General features: G+C 64.5%; 19 protein-coding genes. 14 read left to right on the forward strand and 5 right to left on the reverse strand.

Translation table 11 applies throughout. From position 1 onward, the window contains the following. From NCR38_RS28880 to NCR38_RS28895, 4 genes are read left to right on the forward strand one after another with little or no spacing between them, the layout of a single operon-like run. Positions 1 to 309 carry a (2Fe-2S)-binding protein gene (locus tag NCR38_RS28880; protein WP_061120877.1) on the forward strand — a complete coding sequence of 103 codons (309 nt, stop codon included), beginning with the start codon at positions 1 to 3 and terminating at the stop codon, positions 307 to 309. Then, positions 306 to 1,730, forward strand: a complete 1,425-nt coding sequence (locus NCR38_RS28885) for an NAD(P)/FAD-dependent oxidoreductase (protein ID WP_061120876.1) — start codon at positions 306 to 308, stop codon at positions 1,728 to 1,730. The genes NCR38_RS28880 and NCR38_RS28885 overlap by 4 nt, the downstream gene beginning before the upstream one ends. Further along, positions 1,723 to 2,862, forward strand: a complete 1,140-nt coding sequence (locus NCR38_RS28890; protein ID WP_061120875.1) for an FAD-binding oxidoreductase — start codon at positions 1,723 to 1,725, stop codon at positions 2,860 to 2,862. Before NCR38_RS28885 ends, NCR38_RS28890 begins: the two co-directional genes overlap by 8 nt. A gap of 33 nt (positions 2,863 to 2,895) precedes the next feature. Then, on the forward strand, positions 2,896 to 3,942 hold the full coding sequence (locus NCR38_RS28895; protein WP_061120874.1) for an ABC transporter substrate-binding protein: 1,047 nt from the start codon (positions 2,896 to 2,898) through the stop codon (positions 3,940 to 3,942). A 3-nt stretch (positions 3,943 to 3,945) separates the two neighbouring features. Here NCR38_RS28895 and NCR38_RS28900 read toward each other — a convergent pair whose 3' ends face one another. Continuing rightward, a complete protein-coding gene (locus tag NCR38_RS28900) occupies positions 3,946 to 5,982 on the reverse strand; it encodes an NADH:flavin oxidoreductase (RefSeq protein WP_061120873.1) in 2,037 nt (678 codons plus the stop codon). Positions 5,983 to 6,115: 133 nt separating this feature from the next. Here NCR38_RS28900 and NCR38_RS28905 point away from each other — a divergent pair, with 133 nt between their 5' ends. Then, entirely contained in the window at positions 6,116 to 6,739 is a 624-nt protein-coding gene (locus NCR38_RS28905) for a TetR/AcrR family transcriptional regulator (RefSeq protein WP_061120928.1), read from the forward strand. Positions 6,740 to 6,756: 17 nt separating this feature from the next. Here NCR38_RS28905 and NCR38_RS28910 read toward each other — a convergent pair whose 3' ends face one another. Next, on the reverse strand, positions 6,757 to 7,521 hold the full coding sequence (locus tag NCR38_RS28910; RefSeq protein ID WP_061120927.1) for an NAD(P)-binding domain-containing protein: 765 nt from the start codon (positions 7,519 to 7,521) through the stop codon (positions 6,757 to 6,759). 273 nt (positions 7,522 to 7,794) lie between these two features. Here NCR38_RS28910 and NCR38_RS28915 point away from each other — a divergent pair, with 273 nt between their 5' ends. Further along, positions 7,795 to 8,037, forward strand: a complete 243-nt coding sequence (locus NCR38_RS28915) for a hypothetical protein (protein ID WP_061120872.1) — start codon at positions 7,795 to 7,797, stop codon at positions 8,035 to 8,037. A gap of 29 nt (positions 8,038 to 8,066) precedes the next feature. Here the strand turns inward: NCR38_RS28915 and NCR38_RS28920 are convergent, their stop codons facing one another. Together NCR38_RS28920 and NCR38_RS28925 are read right to left on the reverse strand one after the other, a co-directional pair. Continuing rightward, positions 8,067 to 8,399, reverse strand: coding sequence for a cupin domain-containing protein (locus NCR38_RS28920; RefSeq protein WP_061120871.1), 333 nt, complete (start codon positions 8,397 to 8,399; stop codon positions 8,067 to 8,069). Between the two features lie 78 nt (positions 8,400 to 8,477). Further along, entirely contained in the window at positions 8,478 to 9,356 is an 879-nt protein-coding gene (locus NCR38_RS28925) for a LysR family transcriptional regulator (RefSeq protein WP_061120870.1), read from the reverse strand. Positions 9,357 to 9,451: 95 nt separating this feature from the next. Between NCR38_RS28925 and NCR38_RS28930 the strand changes: the two genes are divergently transcribed. The 8 genes from NCR38_RS28930 to NCR38_RS28965 all read left to right on the forward strand — a co-directional run bounded on the left by NCR38_RS28930 (position 9,452) and on the right by NCR38_RS28965 (position 18,258). After that, positions 9,452 to 10,651, forward strand: coding sequence for a YbfB/YjiJ family MFS transporter (locus tag NCR38_RS28930; protein WP_250478031.1), 1,200 nt, complete (start codon positions 9,452 to 9,454; stop codon positions 10,649 to 10,651). Between the two features lie 75 nt (positions 10,652 to 10,726). Continuing rightward, the gene (locus NCR38_RS28935; protein ID WP_086961492.1) at positions 10,727 to 11,599 is read left to right on the forward strand and encodes a GNAT family N-acetyltransferase; all 873 of its coding nucleotides are present in this window, start codon (positions 10,727 to 10,729) and stop codon (positions 11,597 to 11,599) included. A gap of 5 nt (positions 11,600 to 11,604) precedes the next feature. After that, complete coding sequence (locus NCR38_RS28940; protein WP_061120867.1) at positions 11,605 to 12,531, forward strand: glyoxylate/hydroxypyruvate reductase A; 927 nt, start codon at positions 11,605 to 11,607, stop codon at positions 12,529 to 12,531. 163 nt (positions 12,532 to 12,694) lie between these two features. Further along, positions 12,695 to 14,104 carry an aspartate aminotransferase family protein gene (locus NCR38_RS28945; RefSeq protein ID WP_061120866.1) on the forward strand — a complete coding sequence of 470 codons (1,410 nt, stop codon included), beginning with the start codon at positions 12,695 to 12,697 and terminating at the stop codon, positions 14,102 to 14,104. A gap of 43 nt (positions 14,105 to 14,147) precedes the next feature. Continuing rightward, positions 14,148 to 14,645: an Lrp/AsnC family transcriptional regulator gene (locus NCR38_RS28950; RefSeq protein WP_061120865.1), complete on the forward strand. Its 498-nt coding sequence runs from the start codon at positions 14,148 to 14,150 to the stop codon at positions 14,643 to 14,645. A gap of 92 nt (positions 14,646 to 14,737) precedes the next feature. Next, a complete protein-coding gene (locus tag NCR38_RS28955) occupies positions 14,738 to 15,802 on the forward strand; it encodes a tartrate dehydrogenase (RefSeq protein WP_061120864.1) in 1,065 nt (354 codons plus the stop codon). An 18-nt stretch (positions 15,803 to 15,820) separates the two neighbouring features. Further along, positions 15,821 to 17,293 carry an NAD-dependent succinate-semialdehyde dehydrogenase gene (locus tag NCR38_RS28960; RefSeq protein WP_061120863.1) on the forward strand — a complete coding sequence of 491 codons (1,473 nt, stop codon included), beginning with the start codon at positions 15,821 to 15,823 and terminating at the stop codon, positions 17,291 to 17,293. Next, a complete protein-coding gene (locus NCR38_RS28965; RefSeq protein ID WP_061120862.1) occupies positions 17,290 to 18,258 on the forward strand; it encodes a succinylglutamate desuccinylase/aspartoacylase family protein in 969 nt (322 codons plus the stop codon). Before NCR38_RS28960 ends, NCR38_RS28965 begins: the two co-directional genes overlap by 4 nt. Before the next feature lie 65 nt (positions 18,259 to 18,323). On the opposite strand, the gene NCR38_RS28970 is transcribed toward NCR38_RS28965, so the two are convergent. Continuing rightward, positions 18,324 to 18,825: aldehyde dehydrogenase family protein (locus NCR38_RS28970; RefSeq protein WP_250478032.1), on the reverse strand; the 502-nt coding region annotated here is incomplete at its 5' end.

The raw sequence follows: 18,825 nt of genomic DNA on the forward strand, positions 1-18,825 counted from the left end.
ATGAGCACCGTAACGATTCATCATGCGCCGCAATTCGTCCGTCTCGATGAGACCCATCGCGCGCGCATTCCCTTCGTTCTCGATGGCGTGCCGGCCGAAGCGCTCGCGGGCGATACGCTCCTGACCGCCATCCTCATGCGGCAACGACACGTGCGGCATAGCGAATTCAGCGGCAAGCCGCGCGCGGGCTTCTGCCTGATCGGCGCGTGCCAGGATTGCTGGGTGCGCGGCGAAGACGGCAAGCGCATGCGCGCATGCTCGACGCGCGTGGAGGCGGGCATGCGTGTCGTCACGGAGGATGTTCGATGAGCGGCGCGCATCGTGTGGTGATCGTCGGCGCGGGGCCGGCGGGCATTCGCGCGGCAGAGACGCTCGTCGCGGCGAGCGTGCGGCCGGTCGTCATCGATGAAAACGCGCGCTGGGGCGGCCAGATCTATCGACAGCCGCCCGCCGGCGCCGGCTTCAAGCGCAGTGCAGCGACGCTCTATGGCTTCGAGGCGAAGAAAGCCGAAGCCGTGCACGACGCGATGGCGAAGCTGCTGCCGAAGATCGACTATCGTCCCGACACGCTCGCGTGGGCGTGCGAACAGAACCGCCTCGACACCCTTCACGCGGGCCGCGAGACGAGCGTGCCGTTCACGCATCTGATCATCGCGAGCGGCGCGACGGATCGCATCGTGCCGCTGCCCGGCTGGACGCTCGCGGGGGTATTCACGCTCGGCGGCGCGCAGGTCGCATTGAAGGCGCAAGGCTGCGCGATCGGATCGCGCGTCGTGTTCGCGGGCACCGGACCGCTGTTGTATCTCGTCGCCTATCAATACGCGAAGGCGGGCGCGCGGGTCGCGGCCGTGCTCGATACGAGCCCGCTCGCGCGTCAGGCCGCCGCCGCGCCGCGCATGCTGAGCCAGCCGTCGATGTTCGCCAAGGGCGTGTATTACGTCGGATGGCTGCAGGCGCACGGCGTGCGTATCGAACGCGGCGTGACGCTCGATCGCATCGATGGCGACGATGCCGTGCGCGGCATCCGCTGGCGCACGCGTCGCGGCGAGCCACGCTCGCTCGACTGCGATGCCGTCGGCATGGGCTTCGGCCTTCGCCCCGAAACGCAGCTCGCGGATCTCGCCGGATGCCGCTTTCGCTTCGACCCGCTCAATCGCTGCTGGCTCCCCGAGCGCGACGCGGCGGGCCGCAGCTCGGCGCGCAACGTCTATCTCGCCGGCGACGGCGCGGGCATCGCCGGTGCGGACGCCGCCGAGCTCGCGGGACGGCGCGCCGCACTCGCGCTGATCGAAGACATCGGCATCGTGACGCACCGAAGCGCGCAGCCCGATGCCACGAAACTCGAACGCGAACTCGCACGCATCGCCGTTTTCCGCGCGGGCATCGAGCATGCATTCGCGCCGCCCGTGAACGCCGCGCAGCACTGGCCCGACGACATGACCGTGTGCCGCTGCGAGGACGTCACCGCGGGCACGATGCGCGCGTGCATCCGCAGCGGGCTCGCCACGGAAGTCAACCGGTTGAAGTCGCTGACGCGCATCGGCATGGGCCGCTGTCAGGGCCGCATGTGCGGCGAATCCGCGATCGCCCTGCTTGCCGCCGAAACCGGCAAGCCGCTCGCCGATGTCGGCCGTCTGCGCAGCCAGGCGCCCATCAAGCCCATCCCGATCACACCGATGCTCTACGACGACGGCGTGCACGTGCAGCCCGAGGAAGCCCACGATGAATGACACGCGTGCGGGTGTGAGTCATTTCGATGTGGTGATCGCGGGCGGCGGGCTCGTCGGCTCGTCGACGGCACTCGCGCTCGCGAAATCGGGCATGCGCGTCGCGCTGATCGAACGGCGCTTCTGCGGCGCGCAGGCGAGCGGCGTGAACTACGGCGGCGTGCGCACGCAGGGACGCACGGCGGAACAGCTGCCGCTCGCCGTGCGCGCGCGGCGCGTCTATGGCCGCTTGCCGGAGCTGATCGGCATCGACGGCGAGATGGTCGTGTCGGGTCATCTGCGTCTCGCGCGGCGCGAAGCCGATCTCGACGTGCTCGATCGATGGTCCGCGATGGCGCGCGAACACGGCGTCGAATCGCACGTGATGAGCGGCCCGGCGTTTCGCCAGCGCTATCCGTGGCTCGGTCCTGCGGCGATCGGCGGCTCGCTCTGCCCGAGCGACGGCCACGCGAATCCGCGTCTCGTCTCGCCGGGTTTTGCGCATGCCGCCCGGCGCGCGGGCGCCGACGTGCGCGAGCAGACCGAGCTGTCCGACATCACCTTCGACGGCACGCGCTTCCAGATGCGCGCGGGCCGCGAGCGCATCAGTTCGGACTGGCTCGTCAACAGCGCGGGCGCGTGGGCGAACCGCATCGCGGGGAGCTTCGGCGAAAGCGCGCCGATGAAGCCCATCTACCCGAACATGTGGGTAACCGAGCCGCTGCCGCTTTTCATCGGGCACAGTCTCGGCGTGGTCGGTGGCGGCATCTATGCGCGTCAGGTGGAGCGCGGCAACTGCGTGATCGGCGGCGGGCGCGGACATGGCGACGGCGAGTACGCGCAGCCATCGACGGCCACGACGCGCGCCGTGATGCGCGACGCGTGCGCGCTCTTGCCCGCCCTGCGCGATGCGCTCCTGATCCGCACATGGAGCGGCGTGGAAGGCGAAACACCGGACGGCAATCCGATCATCGGGTTAAGCCGCACCACGCCGCGCCTTCTGCATGCGTTCGGTTTTTCGGGCGGCGGCTTCCTGCTCGCGCCCGGCGTCGGCGAAGTGCTCGCCGAACTGGTTACGCAGGGCGAGACCAGCACGCCGATCGACGCGTTCTCGATCGGACGGTTCAGTTCGATGCCTCTATCCGTCACTCATTAGCCACTCACTCAGCCAGAACAAGGAAAACTCACGATGAAGCTGCCCCGCACACTCGTTTCGATTGCCGCGCTCGTCGCGCTCGGCGTTGCGCCGTCCGCCTGGTCCCAGAGCAAGACGATCTATATCGGCATGAACGGCGGACCGATGGAAAAGGCCTATACGAGTCAGGTTCTGCCCGAGTTCGAGAAAGCCAACAACGTGAAGGTCGTCGTGGTGCCGGGCACATCCTCGGACGTGCTCGCGAAGCTGCTCGCGAACCGCAACAGCCCGCAAATCCACGTCGCGTTCCTCGATGACGGCGTGATGGCGCGCGCCGTCAGCATGGGCGTGTGCCAGAAGCTCGACGATTCGCCCGTGCTGAAGGAGCTCTATCCGTTCGCGCGCCTGAAGGACGACATGGGCGCGGGCGTGCAGCTCGGCATGACCGGCATCGGCTACAACACGAAGCTCTTCAAGGAAAAAGGCTGGGCGCCGCCGACCTCGTGGATGGATTTCGCCGATCCGAAGTACAAGGGCAAGGTGGTGTTCCAGTCGGCCTCGAGCAGCACGTTCGGCCTGCATGGCTTCCTTGCGATCAACCGCATCCTCGGCGGCAGCGAGAAGAACGTCGAGCCGGGCTTTTCCAAATGGGCGACGACAGTCGGCCCGAACGTCGTCGAATACATTCCGAACTCGGCGAAGCTCTCGGAGATGATCACGACGGGCGAAGCCGGCCTCTTTCCGCTCACGCCGACCGCCATCGGCGATCTGAAGGACAAGGGTCTACCGGTCGCGTATGTCGCGCCGAAGGAAGGCGCGGTGCTGCTGCTCGTCGATGTATGCGTCGTGAAGAACAATCCGGATCCGGCGCTCGCGCAGAAGCTTGCGCAATTCCTCCTCTCGGCGCCCGCGCAGACGAAGGCGGCCGAAGCCGGCAAGCAGATTCCCACCAACACGCAGGCGAAGATGACGCCGGAGATGGAGAAGAATCTCGGCGACCTGAACGCACTCGTGAAGAAAGTGACCGTGGTGGACTGGGACACGATCAACGCGAATCGCGCGCAGTGGGATCAGCGCTGGAATCAGCAGATCGAGAAGTAACGCTTAAAGATCCTTCACCAGACGAAGCGCATCGTAGATGGCGGCGTGCGTGTTGCGCGCCGACACCGCGTCGCCGATCCTGAAGAGCTGGAAGCGCCCTTCGGGATTCGTCTGCGCGCTTTGCGGCTTGCCGTCGATGAGCGCCTCGTAGTTCACCGAGCCGCGATTCTTCGAAAGCGGCTTGAGTTCGAAATACAGTTCGTCCATCGGAATCGTGCCGTGATTGACGACGATCTGATCGTGGCGCTGCTCCTTCTTCACACCGCCGTAGTCGCTGCCGATCGTCGCCACCAGTTCGCTGCCTTCGCGGCGAACGGACTCGAGGCGAAACGTCACCGTGAAGGTCGTCGCGAGTTTTTGCAGCGAGCGCATATAGGGCACGAGATTCATGCTCATGACTTCGGGCGAGAAAGAGCGGTCGGGCGTCATCACTTCCACCTTGCCGCCGGCCTGTGCAATCGTTTCGGCCGCCTGAAGCGCGGCGTGATCGCCGGCATCGTCGAAGATCAGGACATTCGCGCCGGGTTTCACATCGCCGGAAATGATGTCCCACGAAGAGACGACATGCTCGTTCCCTTCGCTGCAGACCTCCGTGTGCGGCATGCCGCCGGTCGCGACGATCACCACATCCGGATTTTCCGCCAGCACCGTTTCGTTGTCGGCCCACGTATTGAACCTGAACCGGACGCCGAGCCTTTCGCACTGCGCCATGCGCCAGTCGATGATGCCCATCATCTCCTTGCGGCGAACGTTTTGCGCGGTGAGGCGAATCTGGCCGCCGGGATCGTTCATCGCTTCCAGCACGACGACGTCGTGCCCGCGCTCGCCCGCGACGCGCGCAGCTTCAAGACCCGCGGGCCCCGCACCCACGATGACGATCCTGCGCTTCGTCGCGGCGGGTTCGATCGTGTGCGGCATCTCCAGTTCGCGGCCCGTCGCGGCGTTGTGGATGCACAGCGCCATGCCGCCCTGATAGATGCGATCCAGACAATAGTTCGCGCCCACGCAGGGCCGGATATCGTCTTCCCTGCGCTCGATGATCTTGCGCACGATATGCGGATCGGTCATATGCGCGCGCGTCATGCCGACCATGTCGATCTTGCCCGACTCGATCGCATGGCGCGCCGTCGCGACGTCCTGAATGCGCGCCGCATGAAACGTGGGAAAGTCCGTCGCTTGCCGGATCTCGCCCGCGAAGTCGAGATGCGGAGCGCTCTTCATCCCCATGATGGGAATGACGTCGGTGAGCCCGGCATCGGTTTCCAGATGCCCGCGGACGACATTCAGGAAATCGACGAGGCCGCTGTTCTTGAGGCGCTTCGAAATCTCGATGCCTTCTTCTTTCGTGATGCCGCCCGGGAGCATCTCATCGGCCGTATAACGGATGCCGACGAGAAAGCGCTCGCCGACGCGCTCACGCATCGCGCGCAGCACGTCGAACGTGAAGCGCATGCGGTTCTCAAGCGAACCGCCATACGGACCTTCGAGCGTATTCGTCAGAGGCGACCAGAACTGGTCCATCAAGTGACCATAGGATTCGATTTCCAGCCCGTCGAGGCCGGCGGCCTTCATGCGCTCCGCCGCATCCGCGAAGTCCCGGACGATGCGCTCGATATCCCAGTCCTCCAGCTTCTTCGGGAAAGCCCGGTGCGCGGGCTCGCGACTGTGCGACGGCGAGACGGCAGGCAACCAGTCGCCCTTGTCCCAGCGCGTGCGGCGGCCGAGATGGGTCAACTGGATCATCACCTTCGCGCCGTGCTCGTGGCACTCGTCGACGAGGTCCTTCATCCACGGCACGACTTCGTCCTTGTACGCGAGGATGTTGTTGAAGACCGGCGGGCTGTCCTTCGATACCGCCGCGGAGCCCGCCGTCATCGTCAATGCAATGCCGGCCTTCGCGCGCTCGACGTGGTAGGCGCGATAGCGCTCCTTCGGCATCCCATCCTCGGCGTAGGCCGGTTCATGCGACGTCGTCATGATCCGGTTTCGAAAAGTGAGGTGTTTCAGCGTGTAAGGCTGCAGCAGCGGGTCCGTGGACATGGATGCCTCATCGAAGCGAGTGGGAACGAAACGCCTGTCGTGGTGAAGAGTAGAACCACTGTACACATGTGTCAAGTAGGGAGACAATGGTGTACATTGACTGTGACGCATGATCGACCAGGGAAAAAACGAAATGGACGAGACGCTCGACGTGGTGCGCGGCTCCGCCGAAATGTGGCTGGATGCGGCGTATGAAGGCCTCCTCGAAGGAGGCGTGGATGCGGTGCGCATCCTGCCGCTTGCAAAAAAGCTGAATCTTTCGCGAACCAGCTTCTACTGGTTCTTCAAGGATCGCGAGGAACTGCTCGCCGCACTGCTCGACCGATGGAAACAGAAGAACACAGGCAACTGGATCGAACGAACGGAAGCGTATGCGGACAGTGTGTGCGAAGCGATGCTGAACGTATTCGACTGCTGGTTCGACGACACTATTTTCGACTCGCGATTCGAGGCCGCTATACGCAACTGGGCGCAGCAATCGCCGGAAATTGCGGCGCAGATGGCGCAGGACGATGCGCAACGCATTGCGGCGCTCACTGCCCTGTTCGAGCGATTCGACTATGCGCCGCGCTCAGCCGATGTCCGCGCGCGCGTGGCTTATTTCACGCAGGCCGGCTATGTCTCGACGAAACCCGACGAAGACATGTCGGTCCGCATGATGCGCATTCCGGAGTACGTCGAAGTCTTCACGGGCGTACGGCCGAAAAAGCACGAGCTTCAGCGCTTCTACGCGCGGCGCAACTTCGAGTTCGAGTGAGCGATCGCGCCCGCGGGTTACTTCGCGGTCAACTGATCGAACACATGCTCGCATGCGGCTTTCCACGCCGCGTTGCCGCCGAGCTTTTCCAGCACCTCCAGTCCTTGCGCCGTATAGGTGCCCGCCGTCGCGATGGATGAACCGATTTCGCCGATTCCCGACGATGCTTTGTATCGCGAGTAAGCAACGCAGTCTTCAACGCCACTGAGCACGAGCTGTCTTGCATCGTCGGGTGTGAAGCCCTTCTGAACGAACCATTGCTGCAGATCGTGAAGCAGAAAATAGAACCATCCGTTCATGCATGCGCCCACCGTGGCAAGCTCGAATTCGCGTTCAGTCGAGAGAAGCACCGGATTTCCCAGCGCAGCGAGCAATGGCGCCATCGCTGAGCTTGCGGGATAGACCGCGACCGTCGAGCGATTGATCTCGGCAGCAAGAGACAACATGGCGCGGGTGCATTCCCGGGCGCCGAACATACGCTGCAAATCGCCGACGGGCACGCCGCTGACGACGGAAACGAGCGGGATGCCCGGCTTCAGCGTGATCTCCTGCGCGAGCTCGTCGAGTTGCCCCGGACGAACGCCGATCAGAATGACATCAGCGGCATCCGCGACTTCCTGGTTATCGCGCATCAACGCACAGCCGACATCCTTCGCGAGACTTTCCGCCCTCGTGCGGCTTCTGGGCGAAAGGATAAACGCCGTATCGGTGCCGCTACGATGCAATCCTCGAATCATCTTCTCGGTCAGATCGCCGACGCCGAGCACCCCGAGCTTCATCATGAGTTTCGCCACTCCTCGCTGGACCTGATTTGCCGAACTGGACAATCGTTCAGGCTGTGCGATGCGACTTGACGGGAGAAAGTCTGTCTCTCGCCGACAGCAAGCGATCGACCTGTTGCTCGCCAGCCGTCGCGTGACACGCTTGCGCGCTTAACCTGAACCCGCTCGACGCCTATGAACAGAGACTTTCGCACCCATTGGCACGCCGCGTGCAAATGAATGAGTGGCGAATTGCATGTCGCCATTCACTTCACTTTTGCCAGGAGACCCGCCATGACCACTCTGACCATCACCGATCTGCCTTGCGTCGACACGATCGACCGCCAAGCGATGTCCGCCGTGCGCGGCGGGATCGCGCATGTGACCCTGCCGGGCGGCGGCAACACGATTCCCGAGTTGCCGCCGTCGCTGCCGGCGTCGTGGCCCAGCGCCGCCGCGCTCTTGAAGGAACTGCACATTCCGGTGCCATTGCAGATTTCGCCGCAACCCGCGACGCAAGATCCTCGTCTGCTGTGAGCGCGGGTCGCATCACGCTCGACGCGCCTTCATCGTTCGTAATAGATCGCAAGCCATACGGTTTGCTCGTCGGCATGCGTCCACGCGACGCGATGCCGGCAATGCGGCTCGATCAGCACGTAGTCACCCGGATGCATGTCGTGCCGCGTCGAGTCCTCCTCGAACTCGAGCACGGCCGCGCCCGTCAGCAACACGACCCATTCGGCGCGCGAGTCGTCGTACCAGAAGCCTTCGGGACTCGCGTGTCCCATCGACACGATGCGCTCCACGTTCAGGCGCTGTCCCGTGACGAGCATGTCGATCCGCTCTTCGCTGCCGTGCTTTGCCTCGAAGCCGAACAGGTTACCCGTTTGCAGTTGCATGGATCGACCTCACGTCAACGTTCAGTTCGCTGATATCGATTATGTCCGAACTCGACTTCCATGCAACATCTCAAGCAGTCACGCGGCCACTCCGCCCACCAGCAGCTCGCGCATCGCGTCGAGCGCCGCCGAGAAATGCCCCTTGCGCCACACGAGCAGCGTATCCACACGACCGAGCTCGCCCATCGGATGCAGGTCCACTTCGCCATCCAGCCGCGCGAGCTCGAGCACCGAGCGCGGCGCCACCGCGACGCCCGCCCCTGCCGCCACGCACGCGACGATCGCGTGATACGAACCCAGCTCCAGCACCCGCGCGGGCCTGATACCCTGCTGCTCGTACCAGCGCATCGCGTATGAGCGGTAAGCGCAACCGCGCTCGAACGCCACGAGCGTCAGGCCCGCCGACTCGCGCCCCATCGCCACCGGATGCTGTCCGCGCGGCGTGATCAGCGCCAGCTCTTCCTCGAACACCGGCACGGACTCGAACTGCTCGGCGGCAAGCGCGTCGGGCTCGATGGGACGCGCCATCACAGCCGCGTCGACTTCGAAGGTGCGCACGCTCTCGATGAGCGCGCGGGTCACGCCCGTCGCCAGTTCGAGCGTGACCTGCGGCCAGCGCTGGTGGTAGGCGGCCAGCAAGCGCGGCAGGCGGCTCGCGGCCGTGCTTTCCATCGTCCCGAGCCGCAGACGGCCTTGCGGACGATTCTCGCTGACCGCGTGCCGCGCTTCCTCGGCGAGCGCGAGCAGACGTTCCGCGTAAGGCAGCAAGGTCTCGCCGGCCGGCGTCAGCACGAGACGCCGGCCATCGCGGATGAAAAGATCCGTGCCGAGCGTCTCTTCCAACTGACGGATGCGCGTCGTGACATTCGACTGCACACGATTGAGCTTCGCCGCTGCCCGCGTCACGCCGTTCTCGCGCACGACCGCCCGGAAAATCGTCAATGCCGACAGATCCATGATCTTTCCAGAAGATTGGTTGTATCTCGATTATTCATTTTTCAAGATACTACGATCAAGCTAGGATGGGTGCATTACCGCTTCGCCTATCGACTATGGCATCGCCCGCTCAAGCATCGTCGTTGCCCGCTCATCACGCGCGATATGCCGCGCTCGCGTGCGCCGTCGTGCTCGCGGTGGCGCTCGGCGTCGGGCGATTCGCCTTCACGCCGCTGCTTCCGCTGATGCTCAAAAGCGGCGCGCTCGATATCCGTCACGGCGGCTGGCTCGCATCGGCCAACTACGCCGGCTATCTGATCGGCGCGTTGTCGTGCGCGGCGATCCGCATCGATCACGCGCGCATGGTGCGCCTCGCGCTCGCGTGGACCATCGTGCTGACGCTCGCGATGGGCCTCGTCCATCTCTTCTGGCTGTGGGCCGCGATACGGTTCGCGGCGGGCGTCGTCAGCGCGTGGGCATTCGTGTTCGCGTCGCAATGGGGCTTGCGGCGGCTCGCCGAGCTCGACGCGCACGGCCTCGGCGGCGTGATCTATGCGGGCCCCGGCGTCGGCATCGTGGCGACCGGTTTGCTCGGTGCGGCGGCCGCGGCGTTCGGCGTGCCGGCGCCGTGGGTATGGATCGGCTTCGCGGTCTGTTCGTGCGTGGCGGGCGCGCTCGTATGGAGGACGCTCGCGCATCGGGCACCGGCGTCGCGCGAGCGCGCGCATGCCGCCGATCGCGTGGCGCCCGCATCGTCGCGCGCCGATTCGATCGGGCTCGTCGGGCTCTACAGCCTCGCGGGTTTCGGCTACATCATCGCCGCGACCTTTCTTCCTGTCATCGCGCGACAGGCGTTGCCGGGCTCGCCGTGGCCCGACCTGTTCTGGCCCGCGTTCGGCTTCGCGCTGATCGCCGGCGCGCTGATCGCCGCGCGGCTGCCGCTGTCGTGGGATAACCGGCTGCTGTCGGCGGCGTGCTATCTCATTCAGGCGCTCGGCATCTTGCTGGGCATCGTGTTTCCGAGCGCGCTCGGCTTCGGTATCGGCAGTGCGCTGCTCGGCTTGCCCTTCACCGCGATCACCTTGTTCGCGATGCGCGAGGCGCGCCGGCTGCGCGGTGAAGCCGCGGCGGGCCTGATGGGATACGCGACCGCCGCATACGGGCTCGGACAAATCGCCGGACCGCTCGTCGCGGCGCCGATCGCGGCGCACACGGGCTCCTTCTCCATCGCGTTATGGATTGCGGCGGCGGCGCTTGGACTCGGCGCGGCCGGCCTCGCATGGCTCGGGATGCGAGGGCGCACGACGACCACCTGACGCAGCAGGATCGTCCTATCAGTGTGCCGGCGCCGCATGTCAAAGTGACAGGCATCCTCATACGTGGAGCATGCCGTGTCCGCCGCTGAAACATCCGCTCTTCTCTATCGCCCCTTCACCGCCGATGACATCGCCGCGGCGCATGCGCTCTCGGTGGAAGTCAAATGGCCGCATCGCGCCGATGACTGGCGCTTCGTGCTCGACGCCGGCGCGGGTTTCATCGCGCAGGACGGCGAGCGCGTGGTCGGCACCGCGCTGTGCTGGAAGTATGGCGACGACGGCGGATCGCTCGGCATGGTGATCGTCGCGCCGGATTGCCAGGGCAAGGGCATCGGCCGCAAGTTGATGGAACTGCTGCTCGAAGCGCTCGGCAAGCGCATCACCGTGCTGCATGCCACGCCTGCGGGCGAGCCGCTTTACGCCAAGCTCGGGTTCAGGCGCATCGGCGCGATTCATCAGCATCAATCCGCCAATTTCGACGTGCCTGAAATCGACTTGCCGCCGGGCGAGCGAATGCGCGCGATCGAGCCGGGCGATACGCGCGCCATTGCCGATCTCGCATCGCGCGCGAGCGGACTCGACCGAAGCGCGCTTTTGCCTGCGTTGCTGAACGTCGCACGAGGCGTCGTGCTCGAACGCGACGGCGAAATGCTCGGCTTCTCGCTCATCCGCGAGTTCGGGCGCGGTCATGCGATCGGCCCGGTGGTTGCAGTCACCGCCGATCAGCAGCACGCGCGACGCGCGCGGGCGCTCATCGCGCATGCGCTCGCTTCCCGCGAAGGCACGTTCACGCGCATCGACACGCCGGATGAAAGCGGTCTGTCGGACTGGCTCGAAGGCATCGGGCTCGAGCGCGTGGATACGGTCATCAAGATGGCGCGCAACGGCACGCCGCCGCACGATGCATCCGTCGCGCAATTCGCGATCATCAATCAGGCGTTGTGCTGACAGCGATGACGATCCTCTATAAAGCCGATCCCGAACGCGGCCGGCAATGGGCGCAGCATTTCGCGCAAAAAGCGCCGGACGTGGCCTTCCGCGTGTGGCCCGATATCGGCGATCCCGCCGCGGTGCGCTATCTCGCTGCATGGCAGCCGCCCGCCGATGTCATGCAGACGTTCCCCAATCTCGACGTGATTTTCTCGGTCGGCGCGGGCATCGATCAATTCGATCTGTCGGGCGTGCCGCCGCATGTCGCGGTCGTGCGGATGACCGAGCCGGGCATCGTCGAAGGCATGGTCGAATATGTGACGCAGGCGGTGCTGACCATTCATCGCGATCTCTTCGATTACGCCGCGCAGCAACGCGAGCACGTATGGCGCGAGATGCCCGTGCGCGCGGCGTCGACGCGGCGCGTCGGCGTGCTCGGCCTCGGCATGCTCGGCACCGCGGTGCTGAAAACGCTGCGTCTTTTCGGCTTCGACTGCGCGGGCTGGAGCCGTTCGCCGCATGAGATAGAAGGCGTCGAATGTCATGCGGGCATCGAATCGCTCGATGCGTTCCTCGCCCGCACCGATATCCTCGTGTGCCTGCTGCCGCTCACGGAGGCGACGCGCGGCCTCATCGGCAAACACGTGTTCGAGACGCTGCCAAAAGGCGCATCGTTCATCAACGTCGGGCGCGGCCCGCACGTGATTCAGCAGGATTTGCTCGATGCGCTCGACAGCGGCCATCTCCATGCCGCGATTCTCGATGTCACCGATCCCGAGCCCTTGCCGCCGACGCATCCGTTCTGGACGCATCCGCGCGTGCGCCTGACGCCGCATATCGCAAGCGCGACGCGGCCCGAAAGCGCCGTCGACGTGGTGCTGGAGAACCTGCGACGCCATCGCGCGGGCGAGCGCATGATCGGCGAAATCGACCGCACGCGCGGCTACTGAGTCCGTCGTCGGGGGCGCGCAGCACAAAATGCTGCGCGCCCCTGAAAAACGCCGCGAATTTGCTTTTTTGCGATTTTTTTGGCGATGCGCGCGATACGGCTCTGCCGATAGTATGAAGCGGTCAAGAGCCATTCCGCCCCCTTCGCGAAAAGAGAGCCGCATCATGTCGATCAAGTCGCTTGTCGAGTCCGACCGCCAGCATCTGATTCATCCCGTCGTCAGCTATCGCGCGCATGAGGCGCGCGGCGTGACCGTGCTCGATTCCGCCGATGGCGTATTCCTGCGCGATATCGAAGGCAAACAGCTGCTCGACGCCTTCTCCGGCCTGTGGTGCGTGAATACGGGTTACGGGCACGCGAGCATCGTCGAGGCCGCTGCGAAGCAGATGGCGAAACTGCCCTACGCCACGGGCTATTTCCACTTCGGCTCCGAACCCGCGATCGAACTGGCCGCAAAGCTCGTCGAACTCGCGCCCGCGTCGCTGCAACACGTGTACTTCACGCTCGGCGGCTCGGATGCCGTCGATTCCGCGCTGCGCTTCATCACGCACTACTACAACGCAACGGGCCGTCCGTCGAAGAAGCATTGCATCGCGCTGCAACGCGGTTATCACGGTTCGTCGTCGATCGGCGCCGGACTGACCGCGTTGCCCGCGTTTCATCGCAACTTCGATCTGCCGCTGCCCAATCAGCATCACATTCCTTCGCCGTATGCGTATCGCAATGATTACGCCGATGACGCCGCGCTCATCGCGGCATCCGTGCAGGCGCTCGAAGCGAAGGTCGCGGAGCTGGGCGCGGACAACGTGGCCGCATTTTTCTGCGAGCCGATTCAAGGCTCGGGGGGCGTGATCGTGCCGCCGGTGGGCTGGCTGAAAGCGATGCGCGATGCGTGCCGCAAGCTCGGTATCCTCTTCGTCGCCGATGAAGTGATCACCGGCTTCGGCCGCACCGGTCCGCTCTTCGCGTGCCAGGGGGAAGGCGTCGAGCCGGACCTGATGACGGTCGCGAAGGGCTTGACCGCGGGCTATGCGCCGATGGGCGCGGTCCTCATGTCCGATGCGGTCTATCGCGGCATCGCCGATGGCGCCGATGCGTCCGCGGTCATCGGACATGGCCACACGTACTCCGCGCATCCGGTGAGCGCGGCGATCGGGCTCGAAGTGATGCGGCTCTATCATGAAGGCGGCTTGCTCGCGAACGGCCACGCGCAGGCGCCGCGATTCGCGCAAGGACTCGACGCGTTGCTCGATCATCCGCTCGTCGGCGATTCGCGTCATCGCGGCTTGCTCGGCGCGCTCGAACTCGTCGCCGACAAGGACAGCAAGCGCAGCTTCGATGTATCGCTCAAGCTGCCGGACCGCATCGCCGCCGCGGCCTACGGCAACGGCCTCGTGTTTCGCGCGTTCGGCGACAACATTCTCGGCTTCGCACCGGCGCTGTGCTACACGCAAGCGAACTTCGACATGCTGTTCGAGCGCCTCACGAAAACGCTCGATGACGTGCTCGCGCAAAGCGACGTGCGCGACGCGCTGAAAGGCGGATCGGGCTTCAGTTCCCGCGCGGCTGCGTGATAACATCGACCGACCGCCGACATGCGAGACCGAACCCGCCGCGATGAGCACCGACAGCAAGCTGGACCGAATCGATCTGCGTATCCTCTCGCAATTGCAGAAGCGCGGGCGCATCACGAACGTGGAGCTCGCCGATGCAGTCGGTCTTTCGCCCAGCCCTTGCCTGATTCGTGTGAAGCGGCTGGAGAAAGCGGGTTATATCGTCGGCTATGGCGCGCAGATTCAACTCGAAAAGCTCGGCGACGTGCAGGTGGTCTTCACCGAAGTCACGCTCGCCGATCATCGCCGCGAAGACTTCATCAACTTCGTGAATGCCGTGAAGGATGTCGACGAGATCGTCGAATGCCATCTCGCGAGCGGCGGTTACGACTATCTGCTCAAGTTCGTCACGCGCAGCGTGAGCCATTATCAGAGCATCATAGAAGGGCTGCTGGAACGTGGGATCGGCATCGAGAAGTACTTCAGCTACGTCATCATCAAGACGTCGTTCGTGAAGACGCACTACCCGCTCGAAACACTCTTCTCGCAGCATCATCATTGAGGCGCGCGCCTCATTCTTTCAGCATGAATGCACGCACGCGCGTTTTGCACGTGCGTGCTTTTATCGTCGATCATCTTCACGCGGAGTAGCACATGTCCAGCAAATATCGTATTGCCGTGATTCCGGGCGACGGCATCGGCAAGGAAGTGATGCCCGAAGCATTGCGCGCGCTCGATGCCGTGAGCGAGCGCTTCAATATCGAGCTGGAGTACCGGCATATCGAGTGGGCGAGTTGCGATTATTACGCGCAGCACGGCCAGATGATGCCCGATGACTGGAAGGCGCAACTGCAAGACGCCGATGCGATCCTGTTCGGCGCGGTCGGCTGGCCGGACACGGTGCCGGACCACATCTCGCTGTGGGGCTCGCTGCTGAAGTTCCGCCGCGAGTTCGATCAATACATCAACCTGCGCCCCGCGCGTCTTTTCGACGGCGTGCCCTCGCCGCTCGCGAATCGCAAGGCGGGCGACATCGACTTCATGATCGTGCGCGAAAACACCGAAGGCGAGTATTCGTCGGTCGGCGGCACGATGTTCGAAGGCACGGATCGCGAGTTTGTCTCGCAAACGTCGATCTTCACGCGCAAGGGCGCGGAGCGCGTATTGAAGTTCGCGTTCGATCTCGCGCAAAAGCGCGAGAAGACGCTGACGGTCGCCACCAAAAGCAACGGCATTTCGATCAGCATGCCGTGGTGGGACGCGCGCGCCGCCGAAATCGCCGCGCAGTATCCCGAGATCAAATGGGACAAGCAGCACATCGACATTCTGTGCGCGCGCTTCGTATTGAACCCCGATCGCTTCGATGTGGTCGTCGCGACGAATCTCTTCGGCGACATTCTTTCGGATCTCGGCCCGGCATGCACGGGCACGATCGGCATTGCGCCTTCGGCCAACATGAATCCGGAGCGCAACTTCCCTTCGCTGTTCGAGCCGGTGCACGGTTCCGCGCCGGATATCGCGGGCAAGAACATCGCCAATCCGGTCGCGATGATCTGGTCGGCCGCGATGATGCTCGACTTCCTCGGCGAACGCGGCGCGCACGACGCGATGCTCTCCGCCATCGAGACCGTGCTGAAGCAAGGACCGCATACCGGCGATCTGGGCGGCCGCGCGAACACCACGGAAGTGGGCAAGGCCATCGCGCATCTGCTCGCCTGATCTTTTCCGGAGACCATCATGACGCAACGATACGAGTTGAGCGATCTGATTCGCGCCGACAATTTCATCGACGGAAAGTGGGTTCCCGCCGCGAGCGGCAAGCGCTTTGCCGTCACGGATCCCGCGACGGGCGAGGTCATCGCGCAAGTGGCCGACAGCGGCCCCGCCGATGCCCGCGCCGCCACCGATGCCGCCGCGCGCGCCTTTCCCGCCTGGCGCGACACGCTGCCGAAAGATCGCGCGGCCGTGCTGCATCGCTGGCATGCGCTGATCGTCGAAAACGCGGATGCGCTCGGGCGTCTGATCTCGCTCGAACAAGGCAAGCCGTTCGCGGAAGGCCGCGGCGAAGTGATGTACGGCGCGTCGTATGTCGCATGGTTCGCGGATGAAGCCACGCGCATCTACGGCGACATCATTCCGCAGCAGCAGCGCGGCAAGCGCATGAGCGCGGTGAAGGAGCCTGTCGGCGTCGTCGCTGCAATCACGCCGTGGAACTTCCCGCTCGCGATGATCGCGCGCAAGATCGCGCCCGCACTCGCGGCAGGCTGCACGGTCGTCGGCAAGCCCGCGGAAGACACGCCGCTCACGGCGCTCGCACTCGTGATGCTCGCGCATGAAGCCGGCGTGCCGGCGGGCGCGTTGAATCTGATCGGCGCATCGCGCGAGAACGCGCAGGACGCGGTCGCCGACTGGCTCGAAGATGGCCGCGTGCGCAAGATCACCTTCACGGGCTCGACGCCGGTGGGCAAGTATCTCGCGCGCGAATCGGCGGGCACGCTGAAGAAGCTGTCGCTGGAGCTCGGCGGCAATGCGCCCTTCATCGTATTCGACGACGCCGATCTCGATGCCGCCGTCGCGGGACTCATGGCATCGAAGTTCCGCAATGGCGGACAGACCTGCGTGTGCCCCAATCGCGTGTACGTCCAGTCGTCCGTGTACGACAAGTTCGCCGATCTGCTGGCAAAGCGCGTGGCCGCATTGAAGGTTGCACCCGCGACCGACCCCGACGCGCAGATCGGCCCGATGATCAACGCGCGCGCGGTCGACAAGATCGAACGTCACGTGAAAGACGCGCTCGAACGCGGCGCACGCGCGCTCACGGGCGGCAAACGTCTCGCCGAACTCGGCCCGAACTACTACGCCCCGACCGTGCTCGCCGGTGCCACGCCCGACATGCAACTGAGTTGCGAGGAAACCTTCGGCCCGGTCGTGCCGCTCTTCCGTTTCGACGACGAAGCCGAAGCGATCCGCGCCGCAAACGACACGCCGTTCGGCCTCGCAGCGTATTTCTACAGCCAGAACCTCAAGCGCATCGATCGCGTCTCGCGGCTGCTCGAAGCCGGCCTCGTCGGCATCAACGAAGGCGCGATTTCAAGTGAAGCCGCGCCGTTCGGCGGCGTGAAGGAATCGGGCTATGGACGCGAAGGCTCGAAGTACGGCCTCGACGATTACCTGTCGATCAAATATCTCTGCCAGGGCGGTCTCGAATGAACGCCTATCCGATCGAAATCACGTTCCCCGATATCAGCGCGCATGCAGCGGGCAACGCGGGCGTGCCGTACGTGCATACGTTCGACTCGGGCATCGACGGTCCGCATGTGATGATCAACGCCCTCACGCACGGCAACGAAGTGTGCGGCGCGATCGTCGTCGATGCCTTGCTGCGCGCTCGATTGAGACCGCGTCGCGGCAGGCTCACGCTTGCCTTCGCAAATGTCGAAGCATACGGGCGCTTCGACGCGAAGAAGCCTGATGCGTCGCGTTTCGTCGATCAGGATTTCAATCGCGTCTGGACCGCGCAAGCGCTCGACGACACCTCGCGCGATTCGAGCGAGCTGCGCCGTGCCCGCGCGATGCGGCCTGTCATCGACACCGTGGATCTGCTGCTCGATCTTCATTCGATGCATGAAAAGAGCAAGCCGCTGATCGTCGCGGGACCGCTCGACAAGGGCATCGAATTGTCGGCGCTGCTCGGCACGCCCGCGACCGTCATCTGCGACGAAGGCCATCCAGAAGGCCGGCGCATGCGCGATTACGAAGGCTTCGGCGATCCGTCGAGCGGCAAGAACGCGTTGCTGATCGAATGCGGACAGCATTGGGAAGCGGCTGCGGTGACAGTGGCGCGCGACGTGACCGCGCGTTTTCTGCTGCTCTCCGGCGTCATCGACAAGGAAGATGTGCCCGACGGCTGGATTCAGCCGTCACCACGAGAAATGCTCGTCGTGCGCGTGACGGAACCGGTCGTCGCGAAAAGCATGGACTTCCGTTTTGCGGGCGATTACACCGGCCTCGAAGTGTTTCACGAAGCGGGCAGCGTGATCGGATGGTCGGAGGGAGCCGCCGTCGCGACGCCCTATGACGATTGCATGCTCGTGATGCCTTCGTTGCGGCAGTTGCGTCCAGGCGTAACCGTCGTGCGGCTCGGCAAGATCGAACGGCGCATTCAATCTGCCTAGAAAAGGCACGCGGCCAGACCGGGACGCGGCGCATGGCATACGCGCCCCGGTCACGCACATGCCGACTATGCCCCGTGACCGACGATCCCCTTTACTTCGAGAAACGCCTCCAGTCCCCACTCGCCGTATTCGCGCCCATTGCCCGACTGCTTGTAGCCACCGAACGGCGAGCCCGCATCCCAGGCCGGATAATTCACGTAGACGCTGCCCGCGCGCATTTTCATGGCCACACGCCGCGCACGTTCCTGATCCTTCGACTGCACATAAGCCGCCAGTCCGTAAGGCGTGTCGTTGGCAATGGCGATCGCGTCTTCCTCATCGCGATACGGCATGATCGCGAGCACCGGGCCGAAGATTTCCTCGCGCGCGATCGTCATCGACGGATGCACGTTCGCGAACACCGTCGGCTTCACGTAATAGCCGCGTTCGAATCCATCGGGACGTCCGGGGCCGCCTGTTACCAATGAAGCGCCCTCTTCGATGCCGATATCGATCAGCCGCTGCACACGCCCGAACTGGACATCGCTGACCACGGGGCCCATCGTCGTCGCCGGATCGCCGGCCGGT

Source organism: Caballeronia sp. INML1 (genome assembly GCF_023631085.1).
GTDB classification, from domain to species: domain Bacteria; phylum Pseudomonadota; class Gammaproteobacteria; order Burkholderiales; family Burkholderiaceae; genus Caballeronia; species Caballeronia turbans.

What these genes read in the sequence shown, in the direction of transcription:
- NCR38_RS28895 (WP_061120874.1), top strand. Translation starts at nt 2,896, where the DNA reads ATGAAGCTGCCCCGCACACTCGTTTCGATTGCCGCGCTCGTCGCGCTC.
- NCR38_RS28945 (WP_061120866.1), top strand. Translation starts at nt 12,695, where the DNA reads ATGTCGATCAAGTCGCTTGTCGAGTCCGACCGCCAGCATCTGATTCAT.
- NCR38_RS28930 (WP_250478031.1), top strand. Translation starts at nt 9,452, where the DNA reads ATGGCATCGCCCGCTCAAGCATCGTCGTTGCCCGCTCATCACGCGCGA.
- NCR38_RS28940 (WP_061120867.1), top strand. Translation starts at nt 11,605, where the DNA reads ATGACGATCCTCTATAAAGCCGATCCCGAACGCGGCCGGCAATGGGCG.
- NCR38_RS28910 (WP_061120927.1), bottom strand. Translation starts at nt 7,521, where the DNA reads ATGATGAAGCTCGGGGTGCTCGGCGTCGGCGATCTGACCGAGAAGATG.
- NCR38_RS28880 (WP_061120877.1), top strand. Translation starts at nt 1, where the DNA reads ATGAGCACCGTAACGATTCATCATGCGCCGCAATTCGTCCGTCTCGAT.
- NCR38_RS28965 (WP_061120862.1), top strand. Translation starts at nt 17,290, where the DNA reads ATGAACGCCTATCCGATCGAAATCACGTTCCCCGATATCAGCGCGCAT.
- NCR38_RS28955 (WP_061120864.1), top strand. Translation starts at nt 14,738, where the DNA reads ATGTCCAGCAAATATCGTATTGCCGTGATTCCGGGCGACGGCATCGGC.
- NCR38_RS28950 (WP_061120865.1), top strand. Translation starts at nt 14,148, where the DNA reads ATGAGCACCGACAGCAAGCTGGACCGAATCGATCTGCGTATCCTCTCG.
- NCR38_RS28920 (WP_061120871.1), bottom strand. Translation starts at nt 8,399, where the DNA reads ATGCAACTGCAAACGGGTAACCTGTTCGGCTTCGAGGCAAAGCACGGC.
- NCR38_RS28925 (WP_061120870.1), bottom strand. Translation starts at nt 9,356, where the DNA reads ATGGATCTGTCGGCATTGACGATTTTCCGGGCGGTCGTGCGCGAGAAC.
- NCR38_RS28900 (WP_061120873.1), bottom strand. Translation starts at nt 5,982, where the DNA reads ATGTCCACGGACCCGCTGCTGCAGCCTTACACGCTGAAACACCTCACT.
- NCR38_RS28890 (WP_061120875.1), top strand. Translation starts at nt 1,723, where the DNA reads ATGAATGACACGCGTGCGGGTGTGAGTCATTTCGATGTGGTGATCGCG.
- NCR38_RS28905 (WP_061120928.1), top strand. Translation starts at nt 6,116, where the DNA reads ATGGACGAGACGCTCGACGTGGTGCGCGGCTCCGCCGAAATGTGGCTG.
- NCR38_RS28915 (WP_061120872.1), top strand. Translation starts at nt 7,795, where the DNA reads ATGACCACTCTGACCATCACCGATCTGCCTTGCGTCGACACGATCGAC.
- NCR38_RS28960 (WP_061120863.1), top strand. Translation starts at nt 15,821, where the DNA reads ATGACGCAACGATACGAGTTGAGCGATCTGATTCGCGCCGACAATTTC.
- NCR38_RS28885 (WP_061120876.1), top strand. Translation starts at nt 306, where the DNA reads ATGAGCGGCGCGCATCGTGTGGTGATCGTCGGCGCGGGGCCGGCGGGC.